The 20,809-nt window shown below is 45.4% G+C and carries 20 protein-coding genes; 12 read left to right on the top strand and 8 right to left on the bottom strand.

Annotated elements, in window-relative coordinates; translation table 11 throughout:
- Positions 1 to 30: 30 nt before the first annotated feature.
- Positions 31 to 1,452: a family 43 glycosylhydrolase gene (locus ACR8BL_RS01975; RefSeq protein WP_434751054.1), complete on the top strand. Its 1,422-nt coding sequence runs from the start codon at positions 31 to 33 to the stop codon at positions 1,450 to 1,452.
- Between the two features lie 167 nt (positions 1,453 to 1,619).
- Here the strand turns inward: ACR8BL_RS01975 and ACR8BL_RS01970 are convergent, their stop codons facing one another.
- On the bottom strand, positions 1,620 to 2,543 hold the full coding sequence (locus ACR8BL_RS01970) for an AraC family transcriptional regulator (RefSeq protein WP_434751053.1): 924 nt from the start codon (positions 2,541 to 2,543) through the stop codon (positions 1,620 to 1,622).
- Positions 2,544 to 2,714: 171 nt separating this feature from the next.
- Between ACR8BL_RS01970 and ACR8BL_RS01965 the strand changes: the two genes are divergently transcribed.
- The 4 genes from ACR8BL_RS01965 to ACR8BL_RS01950 all read left to right on the top strand — a co-directional run bounded on the left by ACR8BL_RS01965 (position 2,715) and on the right by ACR8BL_RS01950 (position 8,852).
- Positions 2,715 to 3,590: a fumarylacetoacetate hydrolase family protein gene (locus ACR8BL_RS01965; protein ID WP_434751052.1), complete on the top strand. Its 876-nt coding sequence runs from the start codon at positions 2,715 to 2,717 to the stop codon at positions 3,588 to 3,590.
- Positions 3,591 to 3,636: 46 nt separating this feature from the next.
- Complete coding sequence (gene gucD / locus ACR8BL_RS01960; RefSeq protein WP_434751051.1) at positions 3,637 to 5,103, top strand: alpha-ketoglutaric semialdehyde dehydrogenase GucD; 1,467 nt, start codon at positions 3,637 to 3,639, stop codon at positions 5,101 to 5,103.
- 17 nt (positions 5,104 to 5,120) lie between these two features.
- Positions 5,121 to 7,181, top strand: a complete 2,061-nt coding sequence (locus tag ACR8BL_RS01955; RefSeq protein WP_434751050.1) for a YjhG/YagF family D-xylonate dehydratase — start codon at positions 5,121 to 5,123, stop codon at positions 7,179 to 7,181.
- Positions 7,182 to 7,262: 81 nt separating this feature from the next.
- Positions 7,263 to 8,852, top strand: a complete 1,590-nt coding sequence (locus ACR8BL_RS01950) for a glycoside hydrolase family 43 protein (protein WP_434751049.1) — start codon at positions 7,263 to 7,265, stop codon at positions 8,850 to 8,852.
- An 84-nt stretch (positions 8,853 to 8,936) separates the two neighbouring features.
- On the opposite strand, the gene ACR8BL_RS01945 is transcribed toward ACR8BL_RS01950, so the two are convergent.
- Complete coding sequence (locus ACR8BL_RS01945; RefSeq protein ID WP_434751048.1) at positions 8,937 to 10,505, bottom strand: FAD-dependent monooxygenase; 1,569 nt, start codon at positions 10,503 to 10,505, stop codon at positions 8,937 to 8,939.
- A 120-nt stretch (positions 10,506 to 10,625) separates the two neighbouring features.
- Here ACR8BL_RS01945 and ACR8BL_RS01940 point away from each other — a divergent pair, with 120 nt between their 5' ends.
- The gene (locus ACR8BL_RS01940) at positions 10,626 to 11,285 is read left to right on the top strand and encodes a TetR/AcrR family transcriptional regulator (RefSeq protein ID WP_434751047.1); all 660 of its coding nucleotides are present in this window, start codon (positions 10,626 to 10,628) and stop codon (positions 11,283 to 11,285) included.
- Positions 11,286 to 11,331: 46 nt separating this feature from the next.
- Entirely contained in the window at positions 11,332 to 11,685 is a 354-nt protein-coding gene (locus ACR8BL_RS01935; protein WP_434751046.1) for an SH3 domain-containing protein, read from the top strand.
- Between the two features lie 108 nt (positions 11,686 to 11,793).
- Here ACR8BL_RS01935 and ACR8BL_RS01930 read toward each other — a convergent pair whose 3' ends face one another.
- Positions 11,794 to 12,684 carry a LysR family transcriptional regulator gene (locus ACR8BL_RS01930; protein WP_434751045.1) on the bottom strand — a complete coding sequence of 297 codons (891 nt, stop codon included), beginning with the start codon at positions 12,682 to 12,684 and terminating at the stop codon, positions 11,794 to 11,796.
- Between the two features lie 123 nt (positions 12,685 to 12,807).
- Between ACR8BL_RS01930 and ACR8BL_RS01925 the strand changes: the two genes are divergently transcribed.
- Complete coding sequence (locus tag ACR8BL_RS01925; protein WP_434751044.1) at positions 12,808 to 13,986, top strand: MFS transporter; 1,179 nt, start codon at positions 12,808 to 12,810, stop codon at positions 13,984 to 13,986.
- 223 nt (positions 13,987 to 14,209) lie between these two features.
- Here ACR8BL_RS01925 and lpdA read toward each other — a convergent pair whose 3' ends face one another.
- A complete protein-coding gene (gene lpdA / locus ACR8BL_RS01920) occupies positions 14,210 to 15,592 on the bottom strand; it encodes a dihydrolipoyl dehydrogenase (protein WP_434751043.1) in 1,383 nt (460 codons plus the stop codon).
- Between the two features lie 206 nt (positions 15,593 to 15,798).
- On the opposite strand from lpdA, the gene ACR8BL_RS01915 reads away from it, so the two are divergent.
- The 4 genes from ACR8BL_RS01915 to ACR8BL_RS01900 all read left to right on the top strand — a co-directional run bounded on the left by ACR8BL_RS01915 (position 15,799) and on the right by ACR8BL_RS01900 (position 19,061).
- Complete coding sequence (locus ACR8BL_RS01915; RefSeq protein ID WP_434751042.1) at positions 15,799 to 16,380, top strand: TetR/AcrR family transcriptional regulator; 582 nt, start codon at positions 15,799 to 15,801, stop codon at positions 16,378 to 16,380.
- 235 nt (positions 16,381 to 16,615) lie between these two features.
- Positions 16,616 to 18,220, top strand: coding sequence for a xylulokinase (locus tag ACR8BL_RS01910; RefSeq protein ID WP_434751041.1), 1,605 nt, complete (start codon positions 16,616 to 16,618; stop codon positions 18,218 to 18,220).
- On the top strand, positions 18,217 to 18,483 hold the full coding sequence (locus ACR8BL_RS01905; RefSeq protein ID WP_434751040.1) for a hypothetical protein: 267 nt from the start codon (positions 18,217 to 18,219) through the stop codon (positions 18,481 to 18,483). The genes ACR8BL_RS01910 and ACR8BL_RS01905 overlap by 4 nt, the downstream gene beginning before the upstream one ends.
- Before the next feature lie 80 nt (positions 18,484 to 18,563).
- Positions 18,564 to 19,061, top strand: a complete 498-nt coding sequence (locus tag ACR8BL_RS01900) for an SMI1/KNR4 family protein (RefSeq protein WP_434751039.1) — start codon at positions 18,564 to 18,566, stop codon at positions 19,059 to 19,061.
- 13 nt (positions 19,062 to 19,074) lie between these two features.
- Here the strand turns inward: ACR8BL_RS01900 and ACR8BL_RS01895 are convergent, their stop codons facing one another.
- The 4 genes from ACR8BL_RS01895 to ACR8BL_RS01880 all read right to left on the bottom strand — a co-directional run bounded on the left by ACR8BL_RS01895 (position 19,075) and on the right by ACR8BL_RS01880 (position 20,743).
- Positions 19,075 to 19,374: a hypothetical protein gene (locus ACR8BL_RS01895; RefSeq protein WP_434751038.1), complete on the bottom strand. Its 300-nt coding sequence runs from the start codon at positions 19,372 to 19,374 to the stop codon at positions 19,075 to 19,077.
- Between the two features lie 85 nt (positions 19,375 to 19,459).
- On the bottom strand, positions 19,460 to 19,738 hold the full coding sequence (locus tag ACR8BL_RS01890) for an SDR family oxidoreductase (protein ID WP_434756533.1): 279 nt from the start codon (positions 19,736 to 19,738) through the stop codon (positions 19,460 to 19,462).
- Positions 19,739 to 19,752: 14 nt separating this feature from the next.
- Positions 19,753 to 19,947: a phosphopantetheine-binding protein gene (locus ACR8BL_RS01885; protein WP_434752979.1), complete on the bottom strand. Its 195-nt coding sequence runs from the start codon at positions 19,945 to 19,947 to the stop codon at positions 19,753 to 19,755.
- Positions 19,948 to 20,467: 520 nt separating this feature from the next.
- The gene (locus ACR8BL_RS01880) at positions 20,468 to 20,743 is read right to left on the bottom strand and encodes an alpha/beta hydrolase fold domain-containing protein (protein ID WP_434751036.1); all 276 of its coding nucleotides are present in this window, start codon (positions 20,741 to 20,743) and stop codon (positions 20,468 to 20,470) included.
- Positions 20,744 to 20,809: the final 66 nt, after the last annotated feature.

Below are 20,809 nucleotides of genomic sequence, written 5' to 3'. Positions count from 1 at the left end.
AACATTACTTTGACAAGGGGTGCTTTTAAAATGAAAAAACAAGGTTTCAATCCATATCTTCCATCCTGGGAATACGTCCCTGACGGAGAGCCCTACGTGTTTAACGACAGAGTATATGTCTACGGATCACATGACCGCTTTAACGGACATGTTTTTTGCCTGAATGATTATGTATGCTGGTCGGCTCCGGTCGATGACCTAGGGAATTGGCGTAATGAGGGTGTTATTTATCAGAAAACAGATGATCCGCTGAACACGGACGGTCATATGTGTCTTTATGCACCCGATGTAACATCGGGGTCAGACGGTCGCTATTATTTATATTATGTACTCGATAAAGTGCCGGTGGTTTCGGTTGCTGTATGCGATACACCCGCAGGTAAATATGAATTCTATGGATATGTAAAATATACAGACGGCACCCGGCTCGGCGAACGAGAAGGGGATGAGCCTCAATTCGACCCTGGCGTGATGACGGAAGGAGAGTTTACTTATCTGTATACCGGCTTCTGTGGACCGGGCGACCGCTCCAGACATGGCGCAATGGCAACGGTGCTCGGTCCGGACATGCTCACGATTGTGGAAGAACCCGTAATTGTGGCACCGAGTCAACCGTATAGCGAGGGCACCGGATATGAAGGACATGAATTTTTTGAAGCCCCTTCAATACGCAAAAGAGGAGACCTCTACTATCTGGTGTATTCCTCGGTTGTAATGCATGAACTCTGTTATGCAACCAGTATATCTCCAACCACAGGATTCAAGTACGGAGGCGTCATTGTGAGCAACTGTGATCTCCATATCGATACGTACAAGCCAGCCGACAAACCGATGTATTATGGAGGCAACAACCACGGCAGCATCGTTGAGATCAACACGGACTGGTATATTTTCTACCACAGGCATACGAATGGAGATGCATTCAACCGACAGGGATGTATAGAAAAGATTGCTATTGAAAAAGACGGTTCCATCCCTCAAGTCGAAATGACCTCATTGGGCCTGAATGAGAGATTACTACAAGGTAAAGGGGAGTACCCCGCTTATATTGCATGCAACCTTTTTACCCAAGATGATCAAGTCTACACCGGTGGTTTCGGTGCGGGTGCTTGGATGGATAGCCGTTTCCCGAAAATCACACAGGATGGCCGAGACGGCGATGAAGAAACCGGATATATTGCCAATATGACGGAATCAGCGACAGCCGGTTTTAAATACTTCGACTGTAACGGCATCAGCCAGGTCACAATCAAGGTACGTGGATACTGCAACGGACACTTTGAGGTGAAAACCGCATGGGACGGTTCGGTTCTGGGGACAATCCCGGTACACTTCACCAATGAATGGAAACCGTACACGGCTGCAATAAACATTCCTGACGGTAAGAAGGCCTTATATTTGACATACCGTGGAACGGGAAGCGCAAGCCTGGCTTCATTTATATTGGATTAACTTAGGCACCCATAAAAATTGGCAATAATTCAGTCCTTCATAACATCCCATCATAAACGGTATAAAATGAAATACAGATTTCATCTGCGCAAAGACCAAGCAGCCACTGGTGAGGCCACTCATCTATGAGCTGCTTTTTATGTTGCCATCGTATTTTATCGGAAACCTTACACTTGTTCTCCATCTTGTGTATAATTCGTAACGCACTGCTGGGCATGAGTGCGAAATTCGCTTGGTGCGATACCTGTCCACCGTTTGAACTGACGACTGAAATGCGCATTGGTTTTGTACCCGAGCATCATCGCAATGTGATCCACGTTCAGATCGGTTTGTTTTAATAGCCGCTGCGCTTCATTCAGTAACGTTTCCGATAAATATTTGCGCGGTGCCTGACCATATACTTCTCGAAAAATCCGGTTGACCTGTGACGTGCTCAAGCTTAACGATTTCGCAATATCCTGAATCCAGGTACGGTTATTATCCTGAATTTCACTATGTAAATGAATATATCGTACCGAATCCTCAATATGCTCAGCGATCTGATGGGCAATGGTCTCTTTTCTGGATAGAGTAACGGATGCGTTCTGCGATAATTGTCCTACCAGCGAACCGAGCAGCTCAAATACGGCGGCATGCACCTTCATTTGTTTGGAGGAGGACAATGAATCAGACAAATTCTCTTTGGACAGCTCATATAAGGTAGAGAGGATAGGGGATATTGCCAGTGCCAGATTCGAATCCGCCGGATAATAGGTATCTTTGCAGCGATTGAGTTCCCGACAGAAGGAAGTATCATGTACGCTGAAGTGTACCGAAAAATAAGTAAACCCTTCCGGCCCTGCTCCTATGCAGGAATGGGTCATACCCGGACGAATGAACAAAAGATCACCCTTGGACTGCTCATGTAGCTTTCCATTGATCACCATGCTCATCTGACCCTCCATCATCCAGTGAATTTCATACATCGAATGTTCATGGGATGGATACGTCCAGTTCGAATCTGCTTTTCTGGCATGCAATCCCATTAATTGAAACGACAGACGAACATCGGGCAGACGGCCTAAATACATGGCTTCTGAAAGATTCGTCACAACAGCTCAACTCCTTTTGGAACGATTCTGTTTAACTTATAAACTCATCTTAACAGAAAATCAATGCGTGAAAAGGGTAACTCATCAGAGTGATTAGAACATCGTCATGAGACATTGCTGATGCTAATGTATAACTATCAACCCGATAGGGGAAACAGGGGGCACGCTTACATGCGAATTATTCGATTTCTGGATGGAGAACAGAAGTGGCTGGCAGCCGTTACGGATGATGAACAAGCCTATCGTTTGCCGCAGGCCGATTTCATGACCTTGATCTACCAAGCAAGGGAGCAAGGCGTTACGCCGGTTCAACTTGTTGAAAGCGCTTTTAAACCAACAAACAAACTGACAGATGATTGGACAAGCCTGCATATTGTTAATCCCATCGAAGCCCCGGAAGTCTGGGCAGCAGGTGTGACTTATCAGCGAAGCCGGGAAGCGCGTAATTACGAAGCAACAGATGGCAAGCTGGATGCAACTACTTTTTACGATAAGGTTTATGATGCAGAACGTCCGGAGATCTTCTTCAAATCCACAGCTGCACGTACCATTGGACCGAATGAAGTAGTCACGCTCCGCAGCGATTCCACATGGCAGATTCCAGAGCCTGAGCTTGGCCTCGTACTTGCCGCAGATGGCAGCATTGTAGGATACATTGCAGGCAATGATATGAGCTGCCGGGATATCGAAGGGGAAAACCCACTGTATCTGCCACAAGCCAAAATATGGCGCAATTCCTGCTCCATCGGACCAGCAATTCGACTGGCGGAAACGGTGAAGAATCCGTATGACCTTAACATTGTCTGCGAAATATACCGCAATGGAGAGGTCGTTGTGAGAAGTGATGCCAGTACGCGTGATTTAAATCGTAAGCTGGATGACTTGGTTTCCTTTTTGGCAAGAGACAATGATTTGTTTGACGGAACCGTACTCCTGACGGGTACCAATATTGTACCGCCGAATGATTTTACATTGGAGCCAGGAGATCGCATTGAAATATCGATCAGCGGAATCGGCACACTCATTAATCCTGTTATATCAAACTAAAGTCAATCTAAATTTCCAAACGATTTATGTAGAGAGGATGAAGAAGATGAGCGCTTTTCAATTAGAGCAGACCTATAACAACTTTATTAACGGAGAATGGGTGAAGGCTTCAAGCGGCAAAACTGAACCCAGTATCAATCCGGCAAATCGAAAAGAGGTCGTGGGCAATGTACCCGCCTCAGGCATTGAGGATCTAAATCAAGCTGTAGCATCGGCTAAAGCAGCCGCGAAGACTTGGCGGAAATTAACTGGCGCAGAACGAGGTAATTATCTTTTTCAGGCAGCCAATATACTGGAACGCAGGGCCGAAGAGGTAGCGGAAGCCATGACGAGAGAAATGGGCAAAACCTTCCCTGAAGCTAAAGGAGAAACGATGCGTGGCGTCGCTATCTTAAGATATTACGCAGGTGAAGGCATGCGTAAAACGGGTGATGTTATTCCGTCAACAGACAGTGAAGCTTTGATGTTCACCACGCGTGTACCTTTAGGTGTTGTTGGCGTTATTGCGCCGTGGAACTTCCCGGTAGCTATCCCGATCTGGAAAGCGGCTCCTGCGCTAATCTACGGGAACACCGTAGTATTGAAACCTGCTCAGGAAACAGCAGTCACGGCGGCTAAGGTATTAGAATGTTTTGCAGAGGCAGGCCTCCCGGCTGGGGTTCTCAATCTTGTGTGCGGCAAAGGCTCAGTGATCGGTTCTGCACTGGCTGAACATCCAGATGTGAACGGAATTACCTTCACGGGTTCCAACGAAGTTGGTAAACGTGTCGGTGCGGCGGTACTCGCTCGAGGAGCGAAGTATCAGCTTGAGATGGGTGGCAAAAATCCGGTCATTATTGCAGCGGATGCTGACTTAGATCTGGCTGTGGAGGGAACGATCAGCGGCGGTCTGAAATCAACGGGGCAGAAATGTACAGCTACCAGCCGCGTAATTATTGAACGAAAAGTTTATGATGCTTTCAAAGAAAAGCTCCTGTCACAGGTCCAGGAAATTCGTTTGGGCGATGGTATGTCTGCGGGCAGCTGGATGGGTCCATGCGCTAGTGAATCACAACTTAATACCGTGCTGAGTTACATTCAAAAGGGACATGATGAAGGTGCCGTGCTGCTAGCTGGAGGAAACAGACCGGACAGTCCTGAGCTTGCAGAAGGATTTTATGTACAGCCGACGGTATTTGAAGGTGTCGAACCGCATATGGCCATAGCTCGGGAAGAAATATTTGGCCCAGTTCTGGCCTTGATGCCTGTAGAATCCATTGAAGAAGCTATAGCACTGGCCAATGATAGTGACTATGGATTGAGTGCTTCGATCTATACACAAAATGTGGGTTCTATGCTTTCATTTATCCGGGATATGGATGCCGGACTTGTAAGAATTAATGCGGAAACCGCTGGTGTAGAACTGCAGGCTCCGTTTGGCGGAATGAAAATGTCCAGTTCTCATTCCAGAGAGCAAGGACAGGCAGCTATTGAATTTTTCACCGCAATCAAAACAATCTTCGTGAAGTCATAAACTGTGGGGAGGGTATCATGTACGAACAGATCCAATCCATTATGGGGGAAAATTCGCCTGATATGAGCAACAAAGCGTCTAAATCAGGGGATAAGGTAGCTGATCCGAAGGAATGGACTTCTGATCATGGACAGAGGCAGTCTGATCTCTTCGAGATCAAAGCCCATGCTCCCGGCGTGGAAGGACGTCTGCCATTAACCGATGATTTGCTGCGAAATGCACCAAGTGGCGACTTGTTTGGTATGTCCCAGAATGTCGGCATGGGCTGGAAGCCTGGAGAATTAAACGGAAAGCAGTATCTGATCTTAAGTACACAAGGCGGCATTCGTAACGAGGACGGTAGTCCCACTGCGCTTGGTTATCATACGGGTCACTGGGAGGTGGGACTCCTGATGAAAGCTGCGGCAGATGAATTATCCAGCCGTGGCGGAATCCCTTTTGCCGGTTATGTCAGCGATCCCTGTGACGGCAGATCGCAAGGAACAACCGGCATGTTCGACTCGTTACCTTACAGAAACGATGCAGCGATGGTTTTCCGCAGATTGATTCGTTCTTTGCCCACACGCAAAGGTGTGCTTGGTGTTGCAACATGTGACAAGGGACTGCCCGCTATGATGCTTGCCCTCGCGGGTATGCCGCAGTTGCCAGGCGTTATTGTTCCCGGCGGTGTCACTCTTCCGCCTACAGATGGGGAAGATGCAGGCAAGATTCAGACCATTGGTGCAAGATACTCGAATGGAGAGCTTTCCCTGGAAATGGCATCGGAGTTAGGGTGCCGCGCTTGTGCGACACCAGGTGGAGGCTGCCAGTTTCTGGGGACAGCGGCAACCGCGCAGGTTGTAGCTGAGGCGATGGGCATGACCGTTCCTCATGCTGCTCTGGCACCTTCGGGGCAACCGATTTGGATCGAGATGGCACGTCAATCCTCACGTGCACTGATTCAGATGGAGACTCAAGGAATAAGAATGGCCGACATTGTCACAGATGCATCGATTCGCAATGCCATGGTTGTACATGCGGCCTTCGGTGGATCTACCAATCTGCTTCTTCATATCCCGGCCATTGCCCATGCGGCAGGTCTAACGCTGCCCAATGTACAGGACTGGATTCAGGTCAATAAAATTGTCCCGAGACTCGTTAGTGCGCTGCCGAACGGTCCTATCTTTTATCCAACCATTCGGGTGTTTCAAGCTGGCGGTGTGCCAGAAGTGATGCTTCACCTCCGACGTCTTGGTTTGTTGGATGAGACTGTGAAGACTGTAACCGGCACATCTTTAGCTCACGTACTGGATTGGTGGGAGTCATCGGAGCGCCGGCAGGTTATGCGAAAACAATTGCAGGAGAGGGACGGCATCGATCCGGATCGTGTCATTATAAGTGCAGAACACTCCCAGCGCCTGGGCATCTCCTCCACCGTCACATTTCCAACGGGCAATATTGCTCCGGAAGGCTCTGTTATCAAATCAACGTCCATTGACCCGGATGTACTCGATGAAAATGGCATATATCGTCACCGGGGGACAGCCAAGGTGTTTACTACCGAACGTGAAGCGATTCGAGCGATCAAAACAGGCGGAATCCTCGCCGGTGACATTATCGTCCTCCTCGGACGTGGGCCATCCGGTACGGGGATGGAGGAAACGTATCAGCTTACCTCTGCGCTCAAACATCTGTCTTTCGGAAAATATGTTTCGCTCATTACTGATGCCCGCTTCTCTGGTGTATCCACAGGTGCATGCATAGGTCATGTTGGCCCCGAAGCGCTGGCTGGCGGACCGATTGGCAAGCTGCGCAACGGTGATCTGATTGACATCGTCGTGGATCGGAGCACACTTGACGGGAGTGTTAATTTTGTCGGAAAAGAAGGGATGGAGGTTTCTCCTGAAGAGGGGGCACTCATCTTGGCACAGAGATCTTTTCATCCAGACATGCGTCCTGATGAAGCACTACCGGACGATACACGCTTGTGGGCAGCGCTGCAATCCGTCAGTGGAGGCACCTGGAGAGGGAACATATACGATGTTGACCGCATCATAACTGCACTTGAGGCTGGAAAAAAGGCGCTTGGTTGGAACTGAGGCCCTGAAATCAATCAGTCCTTTTACGATGTGCTAGCCAGCAATGTTTTATAGCTATTAATTTTACCGGAGGTTGCTTTCATGAATACATCCACAACCATGATTACCAATCCCATTCTAACCGGCTTTCATCCCGATCCTTCCATATGCCGTGCAGGAGAAGATTATTATATCGCTACATCCACCTTCGAATGGTTTCCGGGTGTACGCATTCACCACTCCAGGGATTTGGTTCATTGGCGTGCGTTACCTTCACCATTGACTCGAATATCCCAGTTAAACATGGAGGGAAATATTAACTCTGGAGGCGTATGGGCGCCTTGTCTAAGCTATGATAACGGTGTGTTTTATCTGATATATACCGATGTGAAGAGTAGGGTAGGTGCTTTTAAAGACACTCACAATTATCTTGTGACCACAACGGATATTGAAGGCCCATGGTCAGATCCGATCTACCTGAACAGCAGCGGCTTCGATCCTTCTCTGTTTCATGATGAAGATGGACGCAAGTGGCTGCTCAATATGATCTGGGATCACCGCAAAGGTAAAAACCGCTTTGCAGGCATTGTACTTCAGGAATATTCGCTTCAGGAGCAAAAACTGGTCGGAACTGCCGTCAACATTTTTAAGGGGACGGAACTGGGACTGACAGAAGCGCCACATCTGTATAAACACAACGGTTATTATTACTTGGTTACAGCTGAAGGCGGAACGGGTTATGAGCATGCGGTGACGGTTGCCCGTTCACGTACATTACAAGGCCCGTATGAAGTTGATCCAAGCAATCCGATGCTCACTTCAGAAGGCAGGCCGGATTTACTGTTGCAAAAGGCGGGACACGGAAGTCTCATTGAGACACATACGGGCGAATGGTATATGGCACATCTGGTGGGCAGACCTGTGCTGGAGAAACACTGTATCCTTGGACGTGAGACAGCTCTGCAGCGTTGTACGTGGAACGAGGATGGATGGTTAAGGTTAGCAAGCGGAGATCGATATCCAGAGCTTCAGGTAACAGCTCCAAAGATCAAACCGCAACCGTTGGAAATCGCAGATGAGATGGATCACTTTGATCAGGCTGAACTTCGTCACGACTGGAATACTCTTCGTATTCCGCCTGACACAACGTGGCTTACACTGTCTGAACGTCCTGGCTATTTACGCTTGTATGGGATGGAATCGATGAGTTCAACACACAGACAAAGCATGATCGCACGCAGACTACAGGATTTTGAGTGTGAAGTCGAAACATGTCTGGAATTCGCACCGGATCATCCACAGCAGATGGCAGGACTGATTCTCTATTACGACACGCAGGATTATCTCTACCTAAGAGTAACGTTTCATGAAGAAAAGGGATTGTGCCTTGGCATCATCCACTCCAAGTATGGGGTATATGATGAACTTGTGGAGGACATTCCATTGCAATCGGGGAGTCGCATTCGTTTAAAAGCCGTGATTAAGCATGATCGTTCTTGCTTTTACTATGCGTTAGGAGATCATGTAGCATCATGGATTCAGGTTGGTGAGTGGACGGATATTACCCATCTGTGTGATGAATCCCCAGAATACATCCGGTTCACGGGAACCTATATTGGTCTCTGTGTGCAGGATCTCGGCGGAACTCGTAAACATGCTGATTTTGATTATTTTCGTTATTCCACATCATAAAAAATGAAGAAGATGGCTCCTGTTTTCACGGGGGCCATCTTTAGGTTGAGCATCAGGAGCTTCCAACATATAACCTAGTTTTAATTAGTTCGCGCGATAAATAGAGTTCAGGTATTGTAGAATCAATGCGCTGTCCTCAATGGAAGTACGTAATGCGATGTATCCGTCGGGACGAATCAATATAAGCGTTTCGCTTGTAACATCGTACATTTGATAGGCATTACCTGCCGTGTCAATGATACATTCTTCTCCTTCCACATGTGATGGCACAATGCAATGCGTGTGGAGTTCATCAAAAGTGAAGCCCTGTTGAGAAAGGTGATCTGTACGGTTTACAAAAGCTAAAAGAGTCCAGTGTGAGCCGCGCAACAGGTCAAAGACATCTCCTGTGAACTCAGCACTTTGCAGGCCCTCGGCATTAGGAGCACGATCTCCAGGCAATGAACGGGTAACATTGGCTTGAAGAGAGGGGCGGGTAAGAGAACTTAAACGATAGGAAATAAGAAGCCCGCTCGTTAGATCATCGGATATGTTGCTCAAAGATTGGGATAATGCTCCACGTTCAGTCGCTGTTCCTAAGATAGCCCCCATTTTTTTTGTGCTATCCTCAAGCACCACTTGAGCCACAGGACGACGTTCTTCATCATAGGTGTCCAGCAGGGTGGTGTTTGCTCCGCGTATGACGGATTCTAGTTTCCATCCTAGGTTGTAAGCGTCCTGTATCCCAGTATTCATGCCTTGCCCTCCGGCTGGTGAGTGAACATGCGCGGCATCGCCGGCAAGAAAAACCCGACCGCTGCGGTAACATTCAATCATTCGGACGTTGATCCGGTAGATAGATAGCCATAAGGCATCCATAATCCGAACATATCCAGCACCTGCTCGTCGGTTAAACAACTCCTGATACACTTCTAAAGACGGCTTTTCCGGTTCCTTGATATCGGACGGAATGGTAGCTTGCAATTGCCAAATGTCGGATTTAGGTAAAGGTGTCACTCCGACCATCCCCTCCGGAGAAGTCCAGATATGGATATGATCACGATCCAATCCTTCCAAACGCACATCGCCAAGATACCACCGTTCATGATCGTGTGTCTTCCCAACCAACGGAAGTTGGATAAACTTGCGAATATTACTTTTGCCACCATCAGCGCCAACCACATAACGGGCATGAATTTGCTCTTTTCCTACTGGTGTATTCACTGTTACCTGTACACCCTCCAAGTCTTGAACAAGTCCTACAGCTTCCATATCCAGCTCAACTTTACCACCAAACATTGTATATTGGTCACGTAATGCCTTTTCCACATCAAATTGAGCAATCCAGACCGGATCTGGATAGGGGGATCCCAGTTCAGCACTGGCCGTAACGGTAATAGAAGGCTTAACCATACTTTTGCCATCTTCGGTATAATAGCGCACAGGTAAATCCACGAGACCTGTGTCCATAATGTAACGAACGGCGTCTAAATCATCAACGACTTCAAGCGAACGGGGCTGAATCCCTTTGGCACGAGATGCTACGTTATACAAGGTGCTTCGTTCGATAATCCGATGGTCTACGTTTCGACGGGCAAGGTCGCAGGCAAGTGTCAGACCTGTTGGTCCAGCCCCAACAATGAGAACATCAACAAAAGACTGTGGTGTGTTCATAAGTAAATTCCTCCTTGATTACGGATTTGGTAGGTAACATTAACTAAACTACACCGTGCAGTGTAATTTGTAAAGTGCAACTCATTTTTGATAGTATAGTCATAGGGGGGAAGCTTAAGGATGAATACTACGGAAATCAAAAAAGTCCGCAAAGGCTCTTCTGACAAAAGAGCTAAAATTATGGCGGCGGCAAGAGATTTGTTTCTCTCAGATGGGTTTGATCGTTCCAGTGTTGATGCGGTCGCAGCTAAAGCAGGCGTTTCCAAACGGACAGTTTATGATTATTATGGTGACAAACAAAACTTACTGCTGGCTGTTGTAGAAGAAACCAGTGGGGCAGTTTTGGACATGATCAAACAAGGGATATCAGACTACCTCTCGGAATTCGAGGATTTGGAGCAGGCCCTTATTTTGTTCTGTGAACAATTCGTAGTTTCTGCGAACGGTTCTTCTGATTACAGTGCTTTGATCCGTCTAGTTACGATGGAAGAAGCCAACCTACCCATCTCTTTTTTAGAAAAGTTAGACAACGCAACGGAAGAGGGGCTGATCAGGAGGTTTACCGAGTTTGGAGAAAACGGACTGCTTAATGTGCCCGATCCTGAACTGGCTACAAAGCATTTCGCCGCATTAACGTTTTTAATGGTATTTAATCAACCGAAAAAAATCGGGAATTTGCACGATGAACAAACCAAACGAATCATCACTGAAGGGGTACGTGCCTTCCTTCGCGCCTATGGACAATGCGCCATTTATCACAAAAAAGAAGAATTGTCCTGATCGTTGGTTTCACTTCTTAAAGAACTACATTCTGGAGGGAGTACATATGAAGCAATACAAGGTAATTCACCCGCATCAGTCGAATTATCCAGACCCTATTGTGTTGGCTAAGGGAGATATTGTTCATTACGGAGAGGAAGATACTGAATTTCCGAACTGGATTTTTTGTGAATCTATTGAATCTAAAAAGCGTGGTTGGGTGCCGAAGCAAATACTGAGCACACCGAATGAAGAACTTATGACAAAAGTAAAGGAGGACTACGCTGCATACGAATTGAACGTGACTCCTGGTATGATCGTCCAGAAAGAACTTGAGCTGAACGAATGGAGTCTTGTGCACACGACTGAAGGTGAGAAGGGGTGGGTACCTAATAAAGTCATCACCCCATTAAAACAATGACAATCAGCTTCTTTTTGATTATAAAAACCAATATCTTTAAAACGGATTACTGACGCATATTTAACCATTCCGATTGCAATATCGCGTATTGACACTCATAAATAAACCTCAGTTCGTTTTTAATTTAAAAAACTCGATCAACCATTCCGCTAGCTGTTGCTGCGCTTTACTGATGAACCGATCAGCGTAATATGTCAGCTCCATGTGCCGAACAGGTGCGTCCCCCGCAATAGGTATCGTTACAATATCTTCCCAACCCGAATGCTGCTTTAACAGTTCCCTCGGCTGAATCGTGGCACCAATGCCAGCAGCTACGAGCTGCAACAGGGATGATGCAGAACCAGCCTCCATCACCGTAGTTAACTCCAAGCCTTGTTCCCGGAAAACCTCATCCACCAAATCTCTGCCTATATACCCTTTGGGGTACATGACCAGCGCAAGCTGTGTCAATTCTTCAAGGGTTATTTCATGTCTTTTCGCAAGATCACTCGATGAATGAACAAATAGTTCATAAGGTTCGCTCCCCAAAGGGATCTGCACGAGGCGTTTATCCTTGGGGCCACGTAGCCCGATGCCAAGATCCACTTTATGTGTTAATACTTCGTCTCGTACATAGATCGTTGAGAAAGCCTGCAGTTTGGTGTCCGGGTACCTTGTCTTAAATTCCACGAACAGCGGAACGAGTTGAAAATCAAGATCAGAGGGTAACACAGCGAGTCGAACCGTTCCGCGCTTCTCCGATCGCAGCTCTTGAATCGCACTTTTTGCATCCATTTCAGCCTGAATCATTTTCATGCCGTATTGATGGAGAAGTCTGCCTGCCTCGGTTGCAACGACTTTTTTTCCAATTCTATCAAAAAGAGGCATACCCACTTCCGCCTCCAGCAGACGGATCTGCTGACTAAGCGTAGGTTGTGAAATGCCCAGAATCTCTGCCGCGTTCGTGAAATGAAGATGCTCAAAAACCGCCATAAAATAAGTTATATTTCGTGTATCCATCTTTTATCCTTCGCATAATAATAGTATTTTACTATCATTATAATACGAATTATTGGATTGATCAATGAAACAGACGGCTTTATACTCATATTTAATTCAACAAGATTCAGGAGGAAGAGAAAGGTGAAAAAAACATTTTATTTATTAGCTCTATTCTTCGCAGCATTGAATCTGCGTCCCATCATTACTTCTGTGGCATCCATGATGAGTATGATTCAAGCGGAACTGGGTATCAGCGCATTAACAGCAAGCCTGATGACTACATTGCCCGTCCTGTGCATGGGACTGTTCGCCCCAGCCACCACAACGTTAAGTCAGCGTCTCGGTTTGGAGCGAACTATTTTCATCTCGCTTTTTCTCATTACACTCGCCACTGCACTCCGCAGTGTAGATCCATCTGTTACTATTTTGATCGTTACCGCGTTGGTCGGTGGGATTGGTATTAGTCTTGCCGGGCCATTGTTGTCCAGCTTTATTAAAAAGTATTTCCCGGCAAACCCTGGCATAGTCAGTATTTACTCCGTATCCATGACAATTGGAGCGGCCCTGGCATCTGGGTTGACCATTCCGATTTACACACAACGTCAGCATAATCTTTCATTTGCTTTGTCCTGTTGGGCTATTTTGGGGATCGTTGCTGTATTCTTCTGGATTGGACTTATTCGAAAAAATAAACCTTCCAGCAGTGATATAAAACGTCTCAGATTACCGCTGGGTAACAAAAAAGCAATTCAATTCACCTTGTTTTTTGGTTTCATGGCCAGCATGTTCTATAGCTTGACGGCATGGATTTCACCCATTGCCCTTAGCTTTGGATACAGTTCACAACATGCCGCGTTACTTCTAACCGTGTTCACATTGATTCAAGTTCCTGTCGCGTTATTGATTCCGAATCTTGTAAATCGCTCGGGGAAGATCAAACAATGGCTTGTCTTGTGCAGTGTGTCTGAACTCATCGGTCTTGTGTTACTCTTGTCACCAGTGCCGATGCTTCCAGCAGTTCTTTTTCTCGGTATCGGTGCCGGTGGATTGTTTCCGCTAGCGCTGATGCTGCCCATTATGGCAACAAATACGCCGGAAGAAGCAGGAACGTGGTCAGCGATGTCACAAATGGGAGGTTACATCATGGGTGCTTTCGGCCCACTTATTATAGGACGGATCTTTGATCTTAGCGGACAGTTTTACATATCTATTATGGCCATGCTGGTCATTGTACTGCTAATGATTAGTGTACAGCTGTCCATGAACTTGGGGAGAAGAGCTGTAGAAACTCCTCAGGATAATGAACCACAAAAGAACTGAGAAGCAAGATACAAAAACTACACAACTTCACAGTACAAATCGCCGCATCCTATTGTTTGAACAGGTTTGCGGCGATTATTCATTCTATGCAGTAACCTGAAAAAAGGATGGAAACGCAAGCGGTGTTAATTGAATACCCATTACGAGAAATGAAGGGTACAGTATCTGTGATTCCGGAATATACAAGTCCCATTTGAATCTCATGATGTTCTCTCCCTAGTTATCATTTTTTCACTCGACGACAAGCTTGTTCTGCAGCTTCCATAATGATTTCTCCCAGCGTTGGATGAGGATGAATGGTCATTGCCAAATCTTCCACCGTAGCTCCCATTTCAATAGCAAGAGACAACTCTGAGATCAGCGTAGAAGCTTCAGCCCCGACAATCTGTGTACCTAATACAAGACCCGATGTAGCGTGAGCTACAATCTTCATAAAACCTTCGGTTTCCTTTAGAGCAAGTGCACGGCCATTGATAGAAAAAACAGATTTTCCAACAACAATGGGAATGGATTTTTGCTTACACTCTGTCTCGCTAAGACCAACGCTAGTGATCTCCGGATGAGAAAACACAACTAACGGAATCGCCTTGTAGTCGATGATAGAGGGTTTACCCGCGATAGCCTCTGCTGCAATTTTTGCTTCATACGAAGCTTTATGAGCTAAAGCAGGGCCTTGAACGATATCTCCAATAGCATAAATATGTGGGATGGATGTTCTGCACTGCCCGTCAATCTCGATCAACCCTTGTGGAGTAAGGGAGAGACCTATATTTTCAAGACCTAAGGTTCCATCTGTGTTCGGTTTTCTGCCTACCGTAATTAACGCATATTCCGCTTGAACAACTTGGCGTTCATTCTGACTTATATAGTGGAGATCGATGTGACTCGTATACTGGTCTGCTCCTGTAACCTTAGCTCCGGTTAAGATGGTTATGCCATCCTTTTTCAGTTGACGAATAACAGGCTCAACCAGCTCTGCTTCGAATCCGGGCATGATCTGTTCACTTCCCTCAAGCATCGTAACTTTGGTTCCAAATCTCGCAAACATCTGCCCCAGCTCCACGCCAATATAACCGCCGCCAACCACAACGAGACTATCCGGAATTTCGGTCAGCGATAGCGCTTCGGTGGATGAGAGAATACGTCCGCCGAAGGGAAGAGCACTTATTTCAATTGGACGCGAACCGGTTGCCAGTATGAGATGTTTAAAGCTTATTCGACGCTCACCATCTTCAACATGATGAATTGCGGCAGTATGTGCATCAATCAAGCTTGCTTCTCCTTTCAGTACAGTCACACTAGCCGTTTTAAGCAAAAACCGAACCCCTCCAGACTGCTTATCCACCACGGCTTGCTTGAAAGCCTGAGCCTCCTGATAGGAAACACCATTGTCAACAGAACCCCATTGCCTGCGTAAGGTAAAACGATCCGCTTCACCAATTAGCGCTTTGGAAGGAATACAACCTACATGCGTGCATACACCTCCGATCTGCTGACGCTCTACAATGGCTGTTTTCTTACCTAATTGTGACGAACGCAGTGCAGCCACATAACCTCCGGGCCCTGATCCAATGACCAGGGTATCTACTACTTCTAGTGCCTTCATAAGGGTACCTCCAAAATAAAATATGATGATCATAATATATTATAGTCATCATATTTTAAGGGAGTCAATACTCCATTTATAATCACTCTTCCTCCGCAGAAGATGTTGATCTATGAATTGACATTAAATAATATGATAAATATAATATTTTGAAAAACGATCCTTAAATACAGACATAGAGAAAACAAAAAAGGAGAGGAAGCAGGATGCCTTATCCGAAAGGCCACAAACTCAAAGTCCGGAACCATATTATTATTAGCGCCGCTAAAGCATTTCGAACCCATGGCGTGCGGAATATAAGTCTTCCACATATTATGAAAGGTGCTGGACTGACACATGGGGGATTTTACTCGCATTTTGAAAACAAAGATCAGCTTGTGATGGAGACTTGCCATTTTGCTATTAGTGACACCATCGAAATGTTGCAAAAAGTTGCTGATAAAAATAAAAACGAAGATCAGCCTCCGATTGAGGCTGTCATTGATTTTTATTTGAGCTCCTTGCATCGAGATCAAACGGAAGTCGGTTGTATCTTACCTGCACTGTCAGGAGAGATTTCCCAATTATCGGAGGATATTCGGCAAGCTTACACGCAAGAGTTGCAACGTTATATCGCGTTTATTACAAATATGGCCGGAATGGATGCCTCTTCTGGATATGCACTAGTAAGCAGTATGGTGGGTACTCTTGCTTTGGCACGTGCAGTCAGTGATTCAAAGCTCAGTGATGATCTGTTACAGGCAGGCCGTATACAGGCCAAACAAATGGTAAACGCCGGCTCCATGTAATACCTAAAGTAATTGATAGGACATATGGATGGGGGATTGACATGTCTTATTATCATTTGCCAAAAATGTTGTTTTACATCCATTTTAGGCAGGTGAGAATTGAGGATGTCTTTCTTACATTTCATAGTCAAAACTTAGTTTATCCAATATACAAAGTGTGCTAAACATGTTATTATCACACCAAGTTATTCAATTCATACGATATCACTCTTTTAAAAGGTGGTGCGCGCCCGTAATGGATAAATATTTTAAACGAGCGATCGTCAGTGGAGACACCTCGCTTGGCATTGAATTTGGATCAACACGGATCAAGGCTATTTTGATCAATAACAAGTTTGAAATCATTGCTTCCACAAGTTATGAATGGGAAAATCAATGGAATAATCAATACTGGACCTATCACCCTAATGAGATGGTTCAAGGGTTACAAGACGTGTATGCTCAACTAAAGCAGCAGGTTTGGATGAATTATGGAATAACACTGAACAGAATAGGCTGCATCGGACTATCCGGCATGATGCAAGGTTACCTTGTTTTGGATAGAGCAGGGGAACTGTTAGTTCCATTTCGTACTTGGCGTAATATCACAACGACTACTGCAGCAGCATTCTTAACCCGGGAATTCCAGTATAAAATTCCAGAGCGCTGGAGTATTGCGCATCTGTACCAAGCCATCTTAAACCATGAAGAACATGTAAGGAAGATTAACTATATGACAACGTTGTCGGGTTACATGCACTTTCTTCTAACAGGCCATAAAGCGCTAGGTGTGGGGGATGCATCAGGCATGTTCCCAATCAACAGGTCGACAAGAGGGTACAATGAAGAGATGATTGAACAGTTTAACGAATTGATAAGCCATAGAGATTACCCATGGAAACTGGAAGATCTTTTACCTACTGTATATTCGGCCGGTGATCATGCGGGTTATCTTCATGAAGCTGGTGCGCGTCTCATTGACCCGGAAGGCGATCTGCAAGCCGGCATTCCATTCTGCCCTCCAGAAGGGGATGCCGGAACAGGCATGGTGGCTACGAACAGTATCCAACCTTACAGCGGTAGTATATCTGCAGGCACGTCTATTTTTGCTATGATTGTTCTGGACAAAGATATCGGGGTATATCCCGAGATTGACATTGTAACTACACCTGATGGAAGCCCAGTAGGTATGGTTCTTGCCAACAACTGCACTAGTGATATTAATGCATGGGTCAGATTGTTTCATGAATTTTGTGATGCATTCGGATATAAAGCTGACGCTAGTCATCTGTTTCATGTTTTGTTTAATAAAGCGCTCGAAGCAGACCCGGATGGAGGCGGTTTGCTGAGTTATGGTTACTACTCGGGAGAGAAAATTACTGGCGTAACTCAAGGACGTCCGTTATTTGTTCGTACTCCAGAGAGCCGATTTACACTCGCTAATTTTATGAGAACACATCTGTTCAGTGCGTTTGGCGCATTAAGAGTCGGAATGGACATTTTAACTCAAAGAGAAAGTGTAAAGGTTGACCATATCTTGGCACATGGCGGATTATTCAAGACGCCCCTGGTTGGCCAGAAAATGTGTGCAGCCGCACTTAACGTTCCCGTATCTGTCATGCCGACTGCTGGTGAGGGCGGTGCATGGGGTATAGCCGTATTGGCTTCCTATATGATTGGTAAGGAGAACAACCAAAGCTTAACCGATTACCTCAATCTGAACGTATTTCGTGACGTCGAAGCAATGAGGATTGATCCGGATATTACTGATGTGAACGGATTCGCCCGATTTATGGAACGGTACACAAAAGGAATAACGATTGAGCAAGCAGCAGCAGATCATTTTACAGAAAAGAGATGAATCATTTGACTGAATTCGTTTGGGGAATATTTGTAGCAGATGCCTCTGCACCCTTTCCTGACTTCTTTCCTATCGGCATGTACGGCACGAGGGAGGCCGGCTTGAAAGAAATTCATTCTTTACCCCGAGATCACAATTATCAATTGCTGCGATTGCCGCTGAATCATAACTTTGCCTTTTACCACAAAAAAACGGGTAAGCTGGCAGGAATGGAGTCGATCCATCACGAACATTTTCATTTTAAGGATGAAGGTGAACTGTAGCTCTTATGTCTCTGATGGCTACGCTATGCTATGCTCGATCGTTCGAGAGAAAATCTTGTGAGGAAGGGGGACTATACGATATGGATAAAATCATTCTGGAATTTGTGACTTGGGCTGAGTCAAATGGTTGGATTGTAACTCTTAAATCTGAACCTGGCCTCAATCTGGATCATCGGTTAATCACAAGATACACGAATATGCCCCCGGAATATACAGCGTTTTTGCATGTGGTTAAACAATGCGTGACACCAAGCGAGCAGACCTGGTTCCTGTGCGAGGCTGACTACAACAATAGCTCCGATTCTGAATTCCAATGGAATGAATTTGAATTAATCAGCCTGGAAGCAGCAATAGATGATGCGGCATGGAGATCAGAAATAACGACATGGTGGGATCATTATCTGCCATTCATGGTGTCTGTTCATGATGGATATTCCTTTTATGCCATTGATCTATCCAATGAAATTGGTGCGGTTGTAAGCGGGGAAGAGCCTGAATTCGAAGAGGTTACACAAGTGGCAGAAGATTTACATCATTTTTTACAACTCATTATGTCAGGCTCAATTGCTGTGGGATAACATCAGCAGGGAATTAAACTGCGCACCTTCTTCTCAACACCAAGAAACAATAGGAGCGCAGTTTAAAATTTTTCAATTGGATACTTATCTTTTCAAGCGTCTTTCTAGGAACCCCGACATTCTTCATATAATTAAAATAACGTTTCATCAAATCGGTGTTGATTTCCGGAAAATAAATCCCCAAAGAATCCAAAGCATGTTGTGTATTAGAGGAGTCGTACTTCGGCATGTTTTCGTATAGCTCCCAGATACTCTTATCTTGCTCAACTTTCTCTGCAAGCATAGAAAGAAACAGCATTAATGCGTTATTCATGTGATCGCTATCTTTAATAAGTGATGTTAACCAATTCCAATAGCTTTTCTTCTCAATCTCATAACCTAATTCAAGCTTGATTTTTTCAAAAAAGAGATTTAGTTTCCAGTGACCTCTGATAGGGTGGAACGAGATGGTACGCGCGATTAAAGTTATCCGGATTACTGCATATGCCTATTACAGCTCTCGCGACAACATTAACAGGTGCAAATTCTTTACGTTGGTTCGGTAAATCAGGATAAGATTTCAGCTGAATACAGCCCTTGATCAGCTTCGCCATATAATCTTCTGTATTACAAGCTCCAGTTTCTGTATCCCCCATAATAAATCCTGGTCTAAGCACCGTAACAGGAACTCCACGCATTTTAGCTTCCCACACTAACTGTTCCGCAACCCATTTGCTTGAAGACTCGCGCGAATGTGTCGGGAAGGAGCTGAAGTATTCTTCTCAAGAAACCGTTCTAATTGAATAAGCATCTTGGCGGCTAGTATCGAATTCCCGCCTAAATCAAAGAAGGTATCATGTATTCCTATCGGGTTAAGATGAAGTATGTCTGACCATAGTTTACACACAGCTTCCTGTAATTCGTCCGTTGGTGGTTTATATTGCGCGTTAAATTCAGGTCGCTCGAATTGTTTCACGCGTATTGGATGAAAAGATGATCCCTCGTGATCAGTACGATGGAATCTTGCTGATCCGCGACATTCATCCTTCAACAAAGTAGAATTTAGCACAAAATCTAATGATACCTAACGAACTGAACGAACCGAGTAATTAGAGGAAAGTGCTCAGGATGTTTAGAAAAGCCGCTCTATAGCGGCTTTTTTAAATTTTGGTTTAGATTAGACTTTTTTACAATGTCTTTTTTCTAAAATGTTATTGATGCTTCTGCTTATTTTGGATAATGTCTATAATCTGTTTAAGCGCCTTTTTCGCTTCAGTATCGGAAATACGGGGAATAGTTGATTCATTTTGGGATACTCAAAATAGTTTATGTCAACCAACTGACGAGCAGCTTTTTCTCTGAATTTTCGAGCATCCGGAAGGAAAAGTTCATGTGTACCAATAAACACGGAAATCTTACCCAGATTTTTAATTTCTCCATGAATCGGACTCACTAAATAAATATGAACGAGATGTTTCACCAGCGTACCTCTTTCCAGCTTCAACCAGCATCTCCCAATTCAACATGGGCTCTTTATCTATCATGGCAAGGACTTGCGGGTTATTTAGGGTGATATCCAGCCACGGAGAGAGTAGAATAATGTCCTTAGGCTGCGGCAATCCCTGCTCTAATAAATATTGTGCCAAGGCTAGAGAAAGACCACCTCCGGCAAAAGAATGAATATGTATTTTCGTCAGTTTCATGCGAATGAAAGCAACTTGTTAATGACATCCTACAGAAGTAGTAAAATTCTCATTTCCTGAGGAGGA

The organism is Paenibacillus amylolyticus, assembly GCF_051136285.1.
In the GTDB taxonomy this organism is placed as follows: domain Bacteria; phylum Bacillota; class Bacilli; order Paenibacillales; family Paenibacillaceae; genus Paenibacillus; species Paenibacillus amylolyticus_F.
The sequence above is the reverse complement of the archived record's forward strand: the minus strand, read 5'-3'. Positions and strand labels throughout refer to the sequence as shown.

Excerpts from the sequence above, each read along its gene's own strand:
- ACR8BL_RS01905 (WP_434751040.1), top strand. The coding sequence starts at position 18,217 with ATGAATCATTTGACTGAATTCGTTTGGGGAATATTTGTAGCAGATGCC.
- ACR8BL_RS01890 (WP_434756533.1), bottom strand. The coding sequence starts at position 19,738 with ATGCGTGGAGTTCCTGTTACGGTGCTTAGACCAGGATTTATTATGGGG.
- ACR8BL_RS01965 (WP_434751052.1), top strand. The coding sequence starts at position 2,715 with ATGCGAATTATTCGATTTCTGGATGGAGAACAGAAGTGGCTGGCAGCC.
- ACR8BL_RS01950 (WP_434751049.1), top strand. The coding sequence starts at position 7,263 with ATGAATACATCCACAACCATGATTACCAATCCCATTCTAACCGGCTTT.
- ACR8BL_RS01880 (WP_434751036.1), bottom strand. The coding sequence starts at position 20,743 with ATGAAACTGACGAAAATACATATTCATTCTTTTGCCGGAGGTGGTCTT.
- ACR8BL_RS01940 (WP_434751047.1), top strand. The coding sequence starts at position 10,626 with ATGAATACTACGGAAATCAAAAAAGTCCGCAAAGGCTCTTCTGACAAA.
- lpdA (WP_434751043.1), bottom strand. The coding sequence starts at position 15,592 with ATGAAGGCACTAGAAGTAGTAGATACCCTGGTCATTGGATCAGGGCCC.
- ACR8BL_RS01910 (WP_434751041.1), top strand. The coding sequence starts at position 16,616 with ATGGATAAATATTTTAAACGAGCGATCGTCAGTGGAGACACCTCGCTT.
- ACR8BL_RS01900 (WP_434751039.1), top strand. The coding sequence starts at position 18,564 with ATGGATAAAATCATTCTGGAATTTGTGACTTGGGCTGAGTCAAATGGT.
- ACR8BL_RS01915 (WP_434751042.1), top strand. The coding sequence starts at position 15,799 with ATGCCTTATCCGAAAGGCCACAAACTCAAAGTCCGGAACCATATTATT.
- ACR8BL_RS01955 (WP_434751050.1), top strand. The coding sequence starts at position 5,121 with ATGTACGAACAGATCCAATCCATTATGGGGGAAAATTCGCCTGATATG.
- gucD (WP_434751051.1), top strand. The coding sequence starts at position 3,637 with ATGAGCGCTTTTCAATTAGAGCAGACCTATAACAACTTTATTAACGGA.
- ACR8BL_RS01930 (WP_434751045.1), bottom strand. The coding sequence starts at position 12,684 with ATGGATACACGAAATATAACTTATTTTATGGCGGTTTTTGAGCATCTT.
- ACR8BL_RS01895 (WP_434751038.1), bottom strand. The coding sequence starts at position 19,374 with ATGAATAACGCATTAATGCTGTTTCTTTCTATGCTTGCAGAGAAAGTT.
- ACR8BL_RS01975 (WP_434751054.1), top strand. The coding sequence starts at position 31 with ATGAAAAAACAAGGTTTCAATCCATATCTTCCATCCTGGGAATACGTC.
- ACR8BL_RS01935 (WP_434751046.1), top strand. The coding sequence starts at position 11,332 with ATGAAGCAATACAAGGTAATTCACCCGCATCAGTCGAATTATCCAGAC.
- ACR8BL_RS01945 (WP_434751048.1), bottom strand. The coding sequence starts at position 10,505 with ATGAACACACCACAGTCTTTTGTTGATGTTCTCATTGTTGGGGCTGGA.